The sequence below is a fragment of the Streptomyces luomodiensis genome, assembly GCF_031679605.1.
GTDB lineage: Bacteria > Actinomycetota > Actinomycetes > Streptomycetales > Streptomycetaceae > Streptomyces > Streptomyces luomodiensis.
This window is the reverse complement of sequence record NZ_CP117522.1, coordinates 361,960-375,500: the sequence shown is the minus strand read 5'-3', so window position 1 is coordinate 375,500 and position 13,541 is coordinate 361,960. Positions and strand designations below refer to the sequence as shown.

The window sequence follows — 13,541 nt, the reverse complement described above, 5'->3', positions numbered from 1 at the left end:
GATGTCCGCTCACGCGCACCCCATCACGCTGAAGCCATGAGCCGCATCGACATCGAGGACCTCACCAAGGAGTACGGCCGCACCCGGGCCGTTGACCAGCTGACGTGCCGTATCGAACCGGGCCGGGTCACCGGGTTCCTCGGCCCCAACGGCGCCGGCAAGTCCACCACCATGCGCCTCGTCCTCGGCCTGGACCGCCCCACCTCCGGCACCGCCACGGTCGGCGGCCGCCCGTACGCCATGGTGCACGAGCCGCTGCGCACGGTCGGTGCCCTGCTGGACGCGCAGGCGGCGAACGGTTCCCGTACCGCACGCGACCATCTGCGCTTCCTCGCCGTCAGCAACCGCATCCCGGCCCGCCGCATCGACGAGGTCCTCCAGGACACCGGGCTCGCCACTGCCGCGGGCCGCCGCATCAGAACCTTCTCGCTCGGCATGCGCCAGCGCCTCGGCATCGCCGCCGCGCTCCTCGGAGATCCGCCCGTCCTCATGCTGGACGAGCCCACCAACGGCCTCGACCCGGAAGGGATCGTCTGGATGCGCCAGTTGCTGCGCCGGCTCGCCCGCGAAGGCCGCACGGTCCTGGTCTCCAGCCACTTGATGAACGAGACCGCCACCTTCGCCGACCACCTCGTCGTCCTCGGCCGGGGCCGGCTCCTCGCCGACACCCCCATGCGGGACTTCATCGAACAGCACAGCCAGGCACGTGTCCGCGTACGCGCCGGCGACCCCGCCCGGCTGCGCGCCACGCTGATCACCGAGGGATATCCGGTCGTGGCGGACGACGACGGCGGATGGGTCGTGGAGGGCGCCAGAGCCGAACAGATCGGGGCCATCGCCGCCCGTGAGGGCATCCCCGTCCTCGAACTCGTCGAGCTGCGCGCCTCCCTGGAGCAGGCCTATCTCGCTCTCACGACGGACGAGACGGAATTCGCCGCCGCGCCTCACACGTCCCCGACCACACCGCAGGAGGTCTGACATGTCCGTCACCGCGGTGCTCCACTCCGAGTGGATCAAGATCAGGTCCGTCCGGGCGAGCTTCGGATCGCTCATCGCGGTCTTCGCCGCCACGCTGGCCGTCACCCTGCTCGTTTTCCCCACCGTGGGCCGAGCGGAGGCGGACAATGGCGGGGATCCCGTCTTCGGAGCCTTCTACGCGATCAACTTCGCACAGATCGCCGCCATCGCCTTCGGGGCCACGGCCGTGTCCTCCGAGTACGCGGGCGGTGCCCTGCGGATCTCCCTGGCGGCCGTGCCGCACCGGGGCCTGTTCTACGCGGCGAAAACCGCGGTCGTGACCACCGCCGCCCTCACCGTGGGGCTCGCCACCACATTCGCCACCTTCTTCGTGGGCCAGGCGTTCCTGGGACGGTACGCCATCGGCCTCAGCGAGCCGGGAGCGCTGCGGGCCTGCTTCGGCGCGGGCATCTACCTGGCGCTGATGGCCCTGTTCGCCGCGGGACTCACCTTCCTGCTGCGCAGCGCCGTCGCGGTGCTGAGCCTGCTCGTCCCGTTCATTTTGATCGTGTCCTTCGTGGTGGGAGACGTCGCCGGGGGCGCCGCCGGCTACCTTCCGGACCGCGCCGGACAACAAGTCCTGCACCAGGACCCGGCGGGAGGTCTCGCTCCGTGGCCGGGCCTCGCGGTGACGGCGCTGTGGGCAGCGGCCGCGCTGCTGGCCGGCTGGTGCACGCTGCACCGCCGGGACGCCTGACACCCCGGCACCCGGCCCCGCTCGTGGCTATGCTCGACGTGGTGTGTGACGCTCCAGATTTCGACCTCGAGCCGTATTTGGGATTCGACCCGGACCCGTATGTCGAGCGGACGTTCAGCAGCTGGGACAGCCTGGGGTGGCGCTCGCTGCTGCTCCAGCGGTTCCATCACACCGCGCGAGCGGAGGAGGTGGCCCTGCCCGCCACCGGAGATCTGCATCTCGTTCTCACCGTCGCGGGTGATGCGTCCATGGAGACCCATACCGGTGGGCGCTGGCAGCGGCGGCATTGGATGCCCGGCGGGCTCGAGATGCCGGTTCCGGGGGTGGCGTCGGTGCGCCGCTACCGGTCCGTGGTTCCCTTGCGGACCCTTCAGGTGCACGTTCCGCGCGTCGTCGTCGAGCGTACGGTCGCGCAGGTGGACGGCGCACGCATCGACTATGAGCGGGCGGCCGCCGCGGTGGCTTCGGGGGATCCGCTCGTCGAACACACGATGCGAGCGTTGGGCGCGGCCGGCGCCGGCGCCGTCGATGACCTGTACGCGGAGTCGGCGGCGGCGTTTCTCGCCGTGCATGTGCTGACCCGCGGTGTCCGGCCACCGAAGGTGAGCCGCGCGAACGCCGAAGGGCCCTGGCTGCACAAGGCCGTGGCGATGATGCGGGACCGGCTGAGCGACCCCGTCACGGTGGCGGACATGGCCGCCGAGGCGGGCTTCAGCGTGTACCACTTCATCCGGGTCTTCAAGGAGGCCACGGGGCAGACGCCGCACCGCTACCTCACGCGCCTGCGGGTCGAGGAGGCACAGCGGCTCCTCCGGGCAGGTGGGCTGTCCGTCGCTCAGGTCGCCACGCGGTGCGGCTTCGGAAGTCCCGGCTCACTGTCCACGGCGTTCTTGCGGCACACGGGGGTGCGGCCGTCGGCCTACCGCAATTGATGACCGGTGAACGGCAATCGCGCGCATTCCCGTGTCCCTGGATCGGTTCTAGCGTTCGTGGTGTGCCGACTTACTCCACGGGCGGAGTGACGCCCGACATCGAACCCTTCGCCATCTGTGTTCCCGACGCCGACCTCGAGGATCTGCGGGCCCGACTGGAACGGGTCCGCCTGCCCGAACCGCAGACCGTGCCGGACGCGTCCCAGGGCGTGCGGTGGGACCACATGCAGGCGCTCCTGGCGGCGTTGCGCGCTGTGGACTGGCGAGCACGCGAGAAGACATGGAACGAGATCGGCCACTACCGCACGGTCATCGACGGCCTGGAACTGGCCTTCTGGCATGTGCGGTCGCCGGAGCCGGCCGCGCTGCCACTGCTGCTGACGCACGGCTGGCCGGGGTCGATCCTGGAGTTCGAGCAGGTCATCGGCCCGCTGACCGATCCGGTCGGCCATGGCGGCGACCGGGCGGACGCCTTCGACGTGGTCATTCCGTCGCTGCCCGGGTTCGGATTCAGCGGCCGTCCCGCGCGGCCGGGATGGAACCCCGCTCGCACGGCGAGCGCCTGGGCGACGCTGATGAGCCGGCTGGGCTACGACCGCTTCGGCGCGCACGGCGGAGACTGGGGCGCGTACGTCAGCACCGAGCTGGCCCGCCGGTTTCCCGCACGGGTGGTGGGCCTGCACCTGACGATGCCGATAGCCTCGCCCCTCCCACAGGACCGGGAGACCGCCACACCCGCGGAGGCGCGGCTGATCGAACGGCGTGATCTGCACCTGGCCGACGGCTACGGATTCGGAATCCAGATGGGCACCCGCCCCCAGACCCTCGGCTACGCCTTGGTCGACTCACCCGCCGGCCTGGCCGCCTGGCTGGGCGAGAAGTTCGCCGCCTACGCCGACACCCGGGCCGAGGCCGGCGGGGGAGTGAGCCTTGACCGGCAGGCTGACAACATCGCTGTGTACTGGCTCACCGGGACCGGGGCATCCAGTTCCCGCTGGTACTGGGAGGCGCTGCGCTGGGTGCCGCGCAGCGCCGAAGAGGAGAACGCCCTGCGGGTGACCGTGCCGACGGCGTGCTCGCTGTTCCCGGCCGAGCCATGGCCAACGGCCAAGCGGTGGGCCGAGCGACGCTACACGGACCTGCGCTCCTGGCACGAAATGGACCGAGGCGGTCACTTCCCCGGGCTGGAACAGCCCGAGCTGCTGGTGCGGGAGCTGCGGGAGGCCTTCCGCGGTCTGCGGTGACGGGCCGCGTCCTCGGCCTCGACCGGCTCGGTGTGTCAGCCGCGGCGGCGGAACGCCTTCCGTACGAAGTGGACGATCAGCCAGATCACCAGCACCACGATGACGATGAGGACGATGAGGAGCACGATCAGGGCAATGCCCAGCTTCTTGAAGAACCCGCGCTTCTTCTTCTTGCCCTGCTTCTTGACCTTCTCCTTGCTCACCGACGCCTTGCTCACCGACGCCTTGTGGACGGGCTTGGCCGTGGCGGGGTGGTGGGCGGTGCCCGTGTGCTTGTGGCTCCGCGGGGTGGAGGACAGGACGGTGTCGGCGATGGTGTTGACCGTCTGTCCTTGCGCCGTGGGCTGCCGGGCGGCGACCGCCGATGCGGGCGCGGCCAGCAGCAGTATCGTGCCGAGCAGCACGCTCAGGATGGCGGTCAGCCGGCGGCTGGGTGTCATGTGGTCCCCCCAAGGAGATGCGTCGCGGTAGTGGATCAGCCTCATTGTCCCGGGGCACAGTATCGGTTGGCCGCGGCAGAGGCTGCTTCGGCGGTCTCGGGCCGGGAAGCCTGCGTTCGCACTGCTCGCGGACGTCCCGCCGGCCCTGACCCCGGTTACGGCCCGCGAGGGGCGGGTACCCGTGCGCCTCGGAAGGCGTCCCGGCCGGCCCGGCCACTCTCCAACGGAGTCGACGGATGAGCACCCACCAGAACACCGGACCCGAGGGCATCGCCCGCGTCGCCGTTCTCACCGGCGCGGACTCCGGCATCGGGCGGGCCACGGCCGTACGGCCGGCCGCCGAAGGCATGGACATCGGCATCACCTGGCACAGTGACCGCGAGGGCGCCGAGCGGACCGCGACCGAGGTCCGGGAGCTCGGACGGCGGGCCGTTGTCGAGCACATGGACCTGACCGGGCTGCCGGAGGCCGCAGACGTGATCGACCGGCTCGCCGACCGCCTCGGCCGCCTCGATGTGCTGGTCAACAACGCGGGCACCGGCACCGCCACCCCGTTCCTCGACATCGACCTGGCGACCGTCCGGCGGGTGCTCGACGTCGACCTGGTGGGCCCCTTCCTGTGCGGTCAGCGCGCCGCCCGGCACATGATCCGCCAAGGCGGAGGCGGCCGTATCGTCAACGTCACCAGCGTGCACGAGCACCAGCCGCGCGTGGGCGCCGCACCCTACTGCGCGGCGAAGGGCGGACTCGGCCTGCTCACCCAGGTGATGGCCCTTGAGCTGGCCGAACACGGCATCCAGGTCAACGCGGTGGCACCGGGCGAGATCGCCACACCCATGACCGGCCAGGAGGGCACCGACGTCCGGACCGAGGACCGCCCCGGGGTGCCGGCGGGCCGGCCCGGCGACGCCCGGGAGGTCGCGGCCGTGATCGCCTTCCTCGCCGGCCCGGACGCCGGCTATGTCACCGGCGCTTCCTGGGCCGTGGACGGTGGCATGCTCCGCATGGGCCCGATGGCCGGCTCCCATCTGCGTAACGACGACTGGCGCCGGGGCTGAACCACCGTGTTGTCGACGCACCAGGCCGGGTACGGACGTCAGGCGGCTTCGTGGCCGAGCCAGGCCAGGGCGGCGACGGCCAGTGCGGTGATGCCGGTGTCGAGAGTGGGCTGGATCAGCGGGGCGAAGTGCGCCGAGTGGTTGACCGGGATGTCCTGGTGGACCGTGCCGTTGCGCTCGGCCTCGGCGTAGCGGTCCGGGTCGGCGCCCCCGATGGCCCAGTAGCAGTACGGGGCGCCCAGGGCCCGGGGAATCTCGCTGAAGTCCTCGCTGGCGGTCTGCGGGTCCACGGTGCCCGCACCGTCGCCGAAGTGGGCGCGGAACGCCTGGTCCAGCCGCGCGGTCACCTCGGCGTCGTTACGGGTGGGAGGGAACTGGGCCAGCTTCTCGATGCTCGGTTCCCTCGGAGCCCCGGAGGCGTCGGATTCGGCGCGGACACAGCGGGCGATCGCCTCCAGGATCCGCCGCCGCGTGGCGTCGTCGTAGCTGCGCACGTTGAGTTCGAGGACCGCGGTTTCCGGGATCACGTTCGGGCCGGCTCCGGCCGTGACGCTGCCGACCGTCAGTACCGCCGGTGTGGTGGGCGGCACCTCGCGGGAGACGATGGTCTGGAGCCGCAGTACGCACATCGCGGCGAGCACGACCGGGTCGACGGCGGCGTGCGGCATGGAGCCGTGGGCGCCACGACCGTGCAGGGTGATGCGCAGGCTGTCGGCGGCGCTGAGGAACGCGCCGGCCCGGACGCCGACGTAGCCGGCCGGGTAGGGCAGCACATGCTGGGCGAAGGCGACGTCCGGACGCGGGATCCGGTCCACCAGACCGTCGGCGAGCATCGCGTCCGCGCCGTCGCCGTTCTCCTCCGACGGCTGGAACAGCACCACCAGCGTCCCCTGCCACGCGTCCGGGGCCGCCTGGGCCATGAGCTGCGCGAAGCCCAGCAGGCAGGCGACATGGACGTCGTGGCCGCACGCGTGCATGACCGGGACCGCGCGGCCGGACCGGTCGGTGGCGGTCACGGTCGAGGCGTAGGGGAGCCCGGTGGCTTCCGCCACCGGCAGCGCGTCCATGTCGGCGCGCAGCAGCACGGTGGGCCCGTCGCCGCGGGTCAGGACGCCGATGACACCGGTGCCGCCGATGCCGTCGATGACCTCGTAGCCCTCAGCGCGCAGGCGCTCGGCCACCCGCGCGGAGGTCCGGGTCTCGGCCAGGCCGAGCTCGGGGTGGGCGTGCAGATCCCGGTACAGGTCCTCGACCTGTGTTCTGATCCCGTCCAGGCCCCTCAGGACGGTGTCAATCGCGACGGTCATGCGGGAACTCCTCGGGCGGGTCGGAGGGGCGCCCGCCCTTGGACCGGCGGCGCATCCTGGCGAGCGCTCTGGACGGCTCCAGCGGAAGGCCACCCGGGAGGGACCAGCCGCGGCGGTTGGCCACCAGGCGCAGCAGCACCGCGCCCAGGACGCCGCCGACGATCCCGAGGGCGGGAATCCTGAAGTGGGCGCACACGATGTACAGCCCGGACACCACCACCGCGACCGTGGCGTAGAGCCCGTTGCCTCCCAGCACAGCCGGAATCCGGGTGAGCAGCAAGTCGCGGACCGCCCCGCCGCCCACAGCGGTCACGGTGCCGACGAGCACGGCGGGCAGCCAGGCCAATCCGGCGGCCAGTGTCTTCTGAGCCCCGGAGATGGCCCAGAAACCCAGAACGGCCGCGTCCAGTGCGGTGAACAGGCGATGCCAGTGTTCTTCTCCGATGGCGATGAGAAAGGCGAGGAAGGCGCCCGCGAAGGCGGTGGGCAGATACGCGGCGTCGGTCAGCGCCACCGGAGTGCCGCGCTGGAGCAAGGTGTCGCGGATGATTCCGCCGCCGAGGCCGGAGACGGTGCCGACGACCAGGTAGCCGAAGAGGTCGAGCCCCTCGGCACGGGCGACCGCGCCACCGAGCAGTCCGCAGATGAGCACCCCGGCGAGGTCGAGGTATCCGGCGACCATGTTCACGTCTGCCGGTGAGAGCCATGCGGTCATGCGTCCTCCTGCGCGGTCCGCCGGCTGTCAGCGGCCTTCCGCGCTTCCGGCCACCGGCCCGCTGATTCACCGGCCGCGGGCCGGCGACGCGCAGGCCGGGAACCGGCCGCGGGCTCCACCGTGCCTTCCGGGTGTGGCGTTGCCAATGCGGCACGCCGGGGGAGGTCAGGCGCTCTGCGGCAGCCCATGGCCGTTCCGCTGGAGCGTGCGGCGACGGCAGCGGTACGCCGTCGGCCGCCGTGGGTCACCGGTATCGGGTTCCGTGCCGGCGCGTCCCGAGCGCGGCGGCCACGAACGAGGCGACCAGCGGCCGGCGGTCCTGCTCGTTCCAGGCGAGTACCAGGCGGCTGGGCGGTGCGTCGGTCACCGGTACGCAGACCAGGCCGGCCGGGAGCGGTTCGACCAGCGAGCGGGGCAGTACCCCGATCATCCGGCTCACCGTGATCATGTGGAGCATCTGGACCACGTCCACGACCTCGGGACCGGTGCCGTCACCCCCGGGGACCCCTTTCCACCGCGGCAGCGTCTCACCCTCCAGATCGGACATGCGCACCGAGGCGTGCCCGGCCAGCCGGTGCCCGGACGGGACGATGACCACGCGGTCCTCGGTGAGCAGCGTCTCGTGGGCCAGTCCGTCGAGAGCGTCGAACGGCGCGTAGAGCAGGCCGACGTCGGCCCGGCCGTCGAGCAGGAAGTCGGCGCGGTCGGCGGGGCCGCTGAACAGGATGTCCACCCGCCGGGCGTCGGGCTGGTGGGCGTACTCGGCCAGGATCCCGGACAGCAGGCCGGCGTCGCCGCCGGGCTTGAGCACGAGCCGCAGATGGGCCTGGGCGTCGCCGGCGCGCCGGGCGTTCCGGACGGCGGCGCCGACCGCGTTGAGCGCATGCCGTCCGTGTTCCTGCAATGCCTCCCCGGCCGGGGTGAGCTCGACGTGCCGGCTGGACCGGACGAACAGCTGGACGCCGAGCCGGGTCTCGATCCGCCGGATCGCCTTCGACAGGGCCGGCTGGGCGATCGAGAGCCGGACGGCGGCCCGGCCGAAGTGCAGCTCGTCGGCGACCGCCATGAAGTACTCGAGCTCGCGGGTCTCCAGTTCGATCATGCCTCCAGGTTATCGCCGGATTCCGAACTGATCTTGGACGTCGGTGGCCTCTGTCCTGAAGAATCGAAGCATGATCAACCACACGATGATCGTCTCCTTCGATCAGCCCTTGCCGACCACCGAACTCGACCAATACCTCGCGGACATCGAACGGGTCATGCTGGACACCGGTTTCGTGCAGTCGGCCGTGGCCCGGCGCCACATCCCCATCCCCGGCGAGGAGAACATTCCGGCACTGATCGCGACCGCGATCGTGCAGTTCGCCGTGGCCGACACCGACGCGCTGGCGAAGGCGTTCGCCGCGCCCGGCGCGCACGAGGTCATCGCCCGCTGGCAGGCGCGGCACCCGTACAAGGTCGCCTGGGCGAACCACGAGCCGCTGGCATGAGCGGCGGACCCCGGAAGGTGGGACTGGTCACCGGCGCCGGCAGCGGGATCGGGCGCTCGGCGGCGCTGGAGTTCGCCCGGAGCGGCGCCGCGGTCGCCGTGCTCGACATCGACGAGAGCGCGGCGGCCGAGACCACCGAGATGATCAGGAAGGACGGCGGGGAGGCACTGGCGGTCCGCGTCGACATCGCCGACGAGGAGTCGGTCCGGGCGGCCGTCGAGCGCACGGTCGCGGCGTACGGCGGCCTCGATTTCGCCGTGAACAACGCCGGTCTGGCCTCGCACCACCGGCAGCTCGACCAGATGACCCTGGACGAGTTCGAGCGCGTGGTGCACGTCAACCTGGCCGGGACCTTCCTGTGCATGAAGTACGAACTGCCCCTGCTCAAGGGCGGCGGCGCGATCGTCAACGTCGCCTCCAACGGCGGTCTGTACGCGATCCCGACCGCCCCCGCCTACGTGGCCGCCAAGCACGGCATCGTCGGGCTCACCAAGGTCGCCGCGGTCGACTACGCGCCGGACGGCATCCGGGTCAACGCCGTCTGCCCCGGCCCCACCCGCACCCCCGGGTTCGAGCAGGTGGCGGCCGGTACCGACATGATCGCGATGCAGGAGGCGATCACTCCGCTCGGCCGGATGGCCACGCCCGAGGAGGCCGCGGCGGCGGCGGTCTGGCTCTGCTCGGACGCCGCGTCCTACGTCACCGGGATCGCCCTGTCGGTCGACGGCGGACGGCGGGCATGAGGGTCGTCGCGGTCGAGGAGCACCTGACCACCGAGGCGTTCCTGCGGGTCGCGCACGGCCTGGACGTGGTGCCGGGCGACGAGACCGAGATGGCCTTGATGCGTAGGGTGGAGAAGGCTCCCCCTCTGCGCGCCCGGCTCGTCGATCTCGATGCCCGGCTGCGGGAGATGGACGCGCTCGGACAGGACATGGCGGTGCTCAGCCTCAATCCGCCCGGGGTCCAGCCCTATCCGGCGGCCGACGCGGTGCCGCTGGCCCGGGAGTTCAACGACGCGCTGGCCGCGATCGTGCGGCGGCACCCGGACCGGTTCGGCGGGCTGGCCACGGTGGCGCCGCAGGACCCGGCCGCCGCGGCCGCCGAGATCGAGCGGGCCATGGGTCCGCTCGGCCTCAACGGCATCATGATCAACTCGCATACCGGCGGGCGCTACCTGGACGAGCCGGAGTTCGCGCCGCTGCTGGAGGCGGCCGAGGCGAACCGGGCGCCGGTCTATCTGCACCCGCGGGCACCGAGCATGCCGGCCCCCTACCGCGACCACGGGATGCTCGGGGCGATCTGGGGTTACCAGGCCGAGGCCGGGCTGCACGCCATGCGGCTCATCCTCAGCGGCACGCTGGACCGCCACCCGGGGCTGACCGTCGTGCTCGGACACCTCGGCGAAGGCATTCCGTACTGGCTGCGGCGGATCGACAACCGGCACGCGTTCGCGACCCGGACGGCCGGGGCGGCCACGCCGATGCCGCGACTGTCGCTCACACCGAGCGAGTACTTCCGGCGCAACTTCGTGGTCACCACGAGCGGCATCGATGATCCGGACGTGCTCGGGCTGGCGCTGCGCGCGGTCGGCGAGGACAACATCATGTTCGCGATCGACTGGCCGTACGAGGACCCGGCGGCTGCCGTGGCCTTCCTGCGGGAAGCGCCGCTGACCGATGATCAGCGGACGGCGATCGGCCACCGCACGGCCGAGCGCGTGTTCGGTATCGCTTAGGCCGGGTCCGCATCGGGACCGCCTCGCCGGCGGTCCCGATGCGGACCTTCTCCCTGGTGCCCCCTGGACCGGCCCGAAGCCGGACACACCATTCCGGGCGGGTTTCCCGGGGTTCAGCCCCGGGCCGTCTCGGCCCCGACCCGGGCCCGCTCCTCCGCGTCCGCGTCGAAGCCGACCGGCTCCCAGCGCTTCACCAGGAGGGCGGTCAGGCCGAGGACGGGAGCGGCGAGGATGACCCAGTACACGTCCGTTCCGAGGCCGCTGCTGAGGATGGGGAAGAAGAACAGCGTCAGCGTCGACCCGAGGCGCAGGACGGCCTGGTTGAAGCCGATGCTGACACCGCGCATCGAGGTCGGGAAGCCCAGCGAGGCATAGCTCATGATGTGCGCGCCCGGCCCGAAGCCCTGGGCGAACATGAAGGCGCCGAGCATCAGGATCGACGCCGTCACCACGCCCGTCCCGGACGGCTTCCCGATCAGGCCGAGCACCACGATGGCGACGAGCTGGATCGCGAAGCCCAGCGTCATCATCGGCCAGGCGCCACGGGTCGACGCCCAGCGGATGCCGAGGAGCCCGCCGGTCAGGGCGAAGACGAGGTTCAGGGCGAAGGAGGACGCGATCGTGGTCAGCGGGCCCTGGGTCATCAGCGTGGCGATGATGATCGGCAGCCCGAACGCGACCGCGTTGTAGCCGAAGGTCTCGGCCACCCCGACCGTCACCGATTGGATCGTGCGTGCGCGGTAGGGCGGGGTGAAGAGCCGTGCGTAGGCGCTCAGTCCGGGCCGGGGCGGACGGGGTGTCCGCGCGGGCACGCCGTCGGCGACACGGGCGTCCACACCGTAGGACTCACGCAGGATCCGCGCCGCGCCCTCCAGGTCACCCTGGTCGGCGGCCCAGGTCGGGGACTCGTTCATATAGCGCCGGCGCAGCAGCAGCACGACCAGCGCGGGCACCGCTCCGAAGCCGACGGTGAACCGCCACAGCCAGCCCAGCTGGGCGTGGGGCAGGAGGAAGTACAGCAGCATGATCACCAGGTAGCAGCCGCTGGTCGCCGCGTACCAGGCGGGCGACCAGGCGGCCGTGCGCGAGCCCTTGCTCCCCTTGCCCCGCAGCCGGGAGAACTCGGCGAGGAACGCGATGGCGACCGGGATGTCCATGCCGACGCCGATGCCCATCACGAAGCGCGCGGCGATCAGCGTCCACGTGTCCTGGGCCACCGCGCACACCAGGGCGGTGACGACGAAGAAGAGCATGTTGGCCATGAAGACCCGGTAGCGGCCTATGCGGTCCACCAGCCAGCCGCCGACCAGGGCACCCAGCAGCGAACCGATGCTGATCGAGGCGGTGACCAGCCCGGCCAGGCTGGAGCTGAGGCCGAACTGCTGGGTGATGTCGGGCAGGCCGTACGCCAGGGAGCTCAGGTCGTAGGCGTCGAGGAAGATCCCGCCGAGTGCGATGATCACGATCATGCGCGCGTGCCGGCCGCGTGCGGTGCCCGAATTGACCAGATCGGAGACGTCGGCCGCCGAACGGATCAGCGCCGTGCCGGACGCCGTCTTCGACGACGTGGTGGCGGGTTGGGGAGAGGTGGAGCTCACGGGAGCCTTCCGGTGGTGCAGGGACGTACCGCGGGATCGTATGCATGACCAGGCAGGTATTCGCACATGCGTCCGCATGGCGGTCACCGCGCCGTGCCCATGCCGACCCACGGAAGGACACCCCGAAGTCCCCAAGCTCCGAAGTCCCCAAGCCCCGAAGCACCGGACCCGGTTTTTTGGGAGCCGCACCGCGTCAGGACCGCAGGGCCTCCAGGTGGGCCGTGCGGACCTCGCGGGTCTGGCCCTGGACGACGAGGAACAGGCCCTCCCTGGCGAGGCGCTGGGCCGGGTGGGAGAGGCCGAAGGCACGACCGCCGCCCGCGGCGATCGCGGCCGTGGTGGCGGCGCGCATCAGGTCGTAGGCCCGGACCTTGACCGCGAGCCTGTCGTCCAGCCGCTCGGCGGGTGGCACCTCATCGACCAGGGCGTAGGCGTCGCGGCGTGCCGCGGCCAGGCGTTCGCGCAGCACACCCGCCGTCTCCTTGGCCTCGCCGTCGCCGGACGCGTCGAGGAGGTCGAGCGCGGCGCGGGCCACGCCGAAGACGGCGGGGTTGGTGTTGGTGTTCTTCGGGCGGTCCTCCGTCGCCCAGCGCTCGTACGGAAGGCGCACCACCACCGCCTCGTCGGGCAGCACGAGCCCGTCGAGCAACAGCCCCACCGTCCGCGCACCGGTGAGCGCGGCGAGCTGGAGCGGGTCCGTGGCGGTGAGGCCCGGCTGCTCGCGGGCGGCGACGCCGGCGAAGACCACCTCGCCGTCCTCGGTCGCACCGCCCAGCAGGAACACGTCGTTCAGCCCCCAGCCGGTGTACCAGGGCACACGTCCGTCGAAGCGCCAGCCGCCCGCCACCCGGGTGGCCCGCACGGGCAGCTCCGGGTAGGCGCGCAGGTGCGAGAAGGCGATTCCGGCGAGCAGCGTGCCCTCGCTCAGCGGGCGCAGCCACCGCCTCCGTATCGCCTCCTCGCCCTCGGCCAGCATGCGCACCGGCGTGTGGTGCTGGGCCTGGACGAAGAACGTCGAGCAGCAGGCGCCCGCGAGAATCTCGGCGATCTCCCGGCCGACGGCCGCCGGAGCCTCCGCGCCGCCGTACGCCGCCGGTGCGCTCACCCCCAGCACGCCCGACGCCTTGACGGAGTCGATGGCCGCGGGCGTGACGCCCTCCCGGTCGTGCGCCTCGGCGGCGGGGGAGAGGACGTCGTCGGCCAGCCGACGGGCCGCTGTGACGAGGGGGTGGTCGAGCGTGGCGGTCACGCGGAATGCTCCTCTGCGGTGGAACGGGGCTCGCCCAGGGCGAGCATCAGAAGTCTGTC

The 13,541-nt window shown here is 71.9% G+C and carries 14 protein-coding genes; 8 read left to right on the top strand and 6 right to left on the bottom strand.

Annotated elements, in window-relative coordinates; all coding sequences use genetic code 11:
- Nucleotides 1–36: 36 nt before the first annotated feature.
- The 4 genes from PS467_RS01765 to PS467_RS01750 all read left to right on the top strand — a co-directional run bounded on the left by PS467_RS01765 (nucleotide 37) and on the right by PS467_RS01750 (nucleotide 3,890).
- Nucleotides 37–978 (top strand): ABC transporter ATP-binding protein, encoded by a 942-nt coding sequence (locus tag PS467_RS01765; RefSeq protein ID WP_311033630.1) that lies wholly within the window; start codon nucleotides 37–39, stop codon nucleotides 976–978.
- A 1-nt stretch (nucleotide 979) separates the two neighbouring features.
- Nucleotides 980–1,714, top strand: coding sequence for an ABC-2 transporter permease (locus tag PS467_RS01760; RefSeq protein ID WP_311033629.1), 735 nt, complete (start codon nucleotides 980–982; stop codon nucleotides 1,712–1,714).
- A 41-nt stretch (nucleotides 1,715–1,755) separates the two neighbouring features.
- Nucleotides 1,756–2,646: an AraC family transcriptional regulator gene (locus tag PS467_RS01755; protein WP_311033628.1), complete on the top strand. Its 891-nt coding sequence runs from the start codon at nucleotides 1,756–1,758 to the stop codon at nucleotides 2,644–2,646.
- 62 nt (nucleotides 2,647–2,708) lie between these two features.
- Nucleotides 2,709–3,890 carry an epoxide hydrolase family protein gene (locus PS467_RS01750; protein WP_311033627.1) on the top strand — a complete coding sequence of 394 codons (1,182 nt, stop codon included), beginning with the start codon at nucleotides 2,709–2,711 and terminating at the stop codon, nucleotides 3,888–3,890.
- Nucleotides 3,891–3,925: 35 nt separating this feature from the next.
- Here the strand turns inward: PS467_RS01750 and PS467_RS01745 are convergent, their stop codons facing one another.
- Complete coding sequence (locus tag PS467_RS01745; RefSeq protein WP_311033626.1) at nucleotides 3,926–4,330, bottom strand: hypothetical protein; 405 nt, start codon at nucleotides 4,328–4,330, stop codon at nucleotides 3,926–3,928.
- Between the two features lie 236 nt (nucleotides 4,331–4,566).
- Here PS467_RS01745 and PS467_RS01740 point away from each other — a divergent pair, with 236 nt between their 5' ends.
- Nucleotides 4,567–5,388: an SDR family oxidoreductase gene (locus tag PS467_RS01740; protein WP_311033625.1), complete on the top strand. Its 822-nt coding sequence runs from the start codon at nucleotides 4,567–4,569 to the stop codon at nucleotides 5,386–5,388.
- Between the two features lie 38 nt (nucleotides 5,389–5,426).
- On the opposite strand, the gene PS467_RS01735 is transcribed toward PS467_RS01740, so the two are convergent.
- From PS467_RS01735 to PS467_RS01725, 3 genes are all read right to left on the bottom strand, one after another.
- Nucleotides 5,427–6,695 carry an amidohydrolase gene (locus PS467_RS01735; protein ID WP_311033624.1) on the bottom strand — a complete coding sequence of 423 codons (1,269 nt, stop codon included), beginning with the start codon at nucleotides 6,693–6,695 and terminating at the stop codon, nucleotides 5,427–5,429.
- Nucleotides 6,679–7,410 carry a trimeric intracellular cation channel family protein gene (locus PS467_RS01730; RefSeq protein ID WP_311033623.1) on the bottom strand — a complete coding sequence of 244 codons (732 nt, stop codon included), beginning with the start codon at nucleotides 7,408–7,410 and terminating at the stop codon, nucleotides 6,679–6,681. The genes PS467_RS01735 and PS467_RS01730 overlap by 17 nt, the downstream gene beginning before the upstream one ends.
- Nucleotides 7,411–7,654: 244 nt before the next feature.
- On the bottom strand, nucleotides 7,655–8,512 hold the full coding sequence (locus tag PS467_RS01725; RefSeq protein WP_311033622.1) for a LysR family transcriptional regulator: 858 nt from the start codon (nucleotides 8,510–8,512) through the stop codon (nucleotides 7,655–7,657).
- A 70-nt stretch (nucleotides 8,513–8,582) separates the two neighbouring features.
- On the opposite strand from PS467_RS01725, the gene PS467_RS01720 reads away from it, so the two are divergent.
- The 3 genes from PS467_RS01720 to PS467_RS01710 are packed head-to-tail and all read left to right on the top strand — an operon-like array spanning nucleotide 8,583 to nucleotide 10,635.
- The gene (locus tag PS467_RS01720) at nucleotides 8,583–8,900 is read left to right on the top strand and encodes a hypothetical protein (protein ID WP_311033621.1); all 318 of its coding nucleotides are present in this window, start codon (nucleotides 8,583–8,585) and stop codon (nucleotides 8,898–8,900) included.
- Nucleotides 8,897–9,643, top strand: a complete 747-nt coding sequence (locus PS467_RS01715) for an SDR family NAD(P)-dependent oxidoreductase (protein ID WP_311033620.1) — start codon at nucleotides 8,897–8,899, stop codon at nucleotides 9,641–9,643. Before PS467_RS01720 ends, PS467_RS01715 begins: the two co-directional genes overlap by 4 nt.
- Nucleotides 9,640–10,635, top strand: a complete 996-nt coding sequence (locus PS467_RS01710; RefSeq protein ID WP_311033619.1) for an amidohydrolase family protein — start codon at nucleotides 9,640–9,642, stop codon at nucleotides 10,633–10,635. The genes PS467_RS01715 and PS467_RS01710 overlap by 4 nt, the downstream gene beginning before the upstream one ends.
- Nucleotides 10,636–10,748: 113 nt before the next feature.
- Here the strand turns inward: PS467_RS01710 and PS467_RS01705 are convergent, their stop codons facing one another.
- Both PS467_RS01705 and PS467_RS01700 read right to left on the bottom strand, forming a co-directional pair.
- Nucleotides 10,749–12,233, bottom strand: a complete 1,485-nt coding sequence (locus PS467_RS01705) for an MFS transporter (RefSeq protein ID WP_311033618.1) — start codon at nucleotides 12,231–12,233, stop codon at nucleotides 10,749–10,751.
- Nucleotides 12,234–12,426: 193 nt separating this feature from the next.
- Nucleotides 12,427–13,482, bottom strand: a complete 1,056-nt coding sequence (locus PS467_RS01700) for an acyl-CoA dehydrogenase family protein (RefSeq protein WP_311033617.1) — start codon at nucleotides 13,480–13,482, stop codon at nucleotides 12,427–12,429.
- Nucleotides 13,483–13,541: the final 59 nt, after the last annotated feature.

What these genes read in the sequence shown, in the direction of transcription:
- PS467_RS01735 (WP_311033624.1), bottom strand. Translation starts at nt 6,695, where the DNA reads ATGACCGTCGCGATTGACACCGTCCTGAGGGGCCTGGACGGGATCAGA.
- PS467_RS01710 (WP_311033619.1), top strand. Translation starts at nt 9,640, where the DNA reads ATGAGGGTCGTCGCGGTCGAGGAGCACCTGACCACCGAGGCGTTCCTG.
- PS467_RS01745 (WP_311033626.1), bottom strand. Translation starts at nt 4,330, where the DNA reads ATGACACCCAGCCGCCGGCTGACCGCCATCCTGAGCGTGCTGCTCGGC.
- PS467_RS01715 (WP_311033620.1), top strand. Translation starts at nt 8,897, where the DNA reads ATGAGCGGCGGACCCCGGAAGGTGGGACTGGTCACCGGCGCCGGCAGC.
- PS467_RS01765 (WP_311033630.1), top strand. Translation starts at nt 37, where the DNA reads ATGAGCCGCATCGACATCGAGGACCTCACCAAGGAGTACGGCCGCACC.
- PS467_RS01720 (WP_311033621.1), top strand. Translation starts at nt 8,583, where the DNA reads ATGATCAACCACACGATGATCGTCTCCTTCGATCAGCCCTTGCCGACC.
- PS467_RS01760 (WP_311033629.1), top strand. Translation starts at nt 980, where the DNA reads ATGTCCGTCACCGCGGTGCTCCACTCCGAGTGGATCAAGATCAGGTCC.
- PS467_RS01730 (WP_311033623.1), bottom strand. Translation starts at nt 7,410, where the DNA reads ATGACCGCATGGCTCTCACCGGCAGACGTGAACATGGTCGCCGGATAC.
- PS467_RS01725 (WP_311033622.1), bottom strand. Translation starts at nt 8,512, where the DNA reads ATGATCGAACTGGAGACCCGCGAGCTCGAGTACTTCATGGCGGTCGCC.
- PS467_RS01740 (WP_311033625.1), top strand. Translation starts at nt 4,567, where the DNA reads ATGAGCACCCACCAGAACACCGGACCCGAGGGCATCGCCCGCGTCGCC.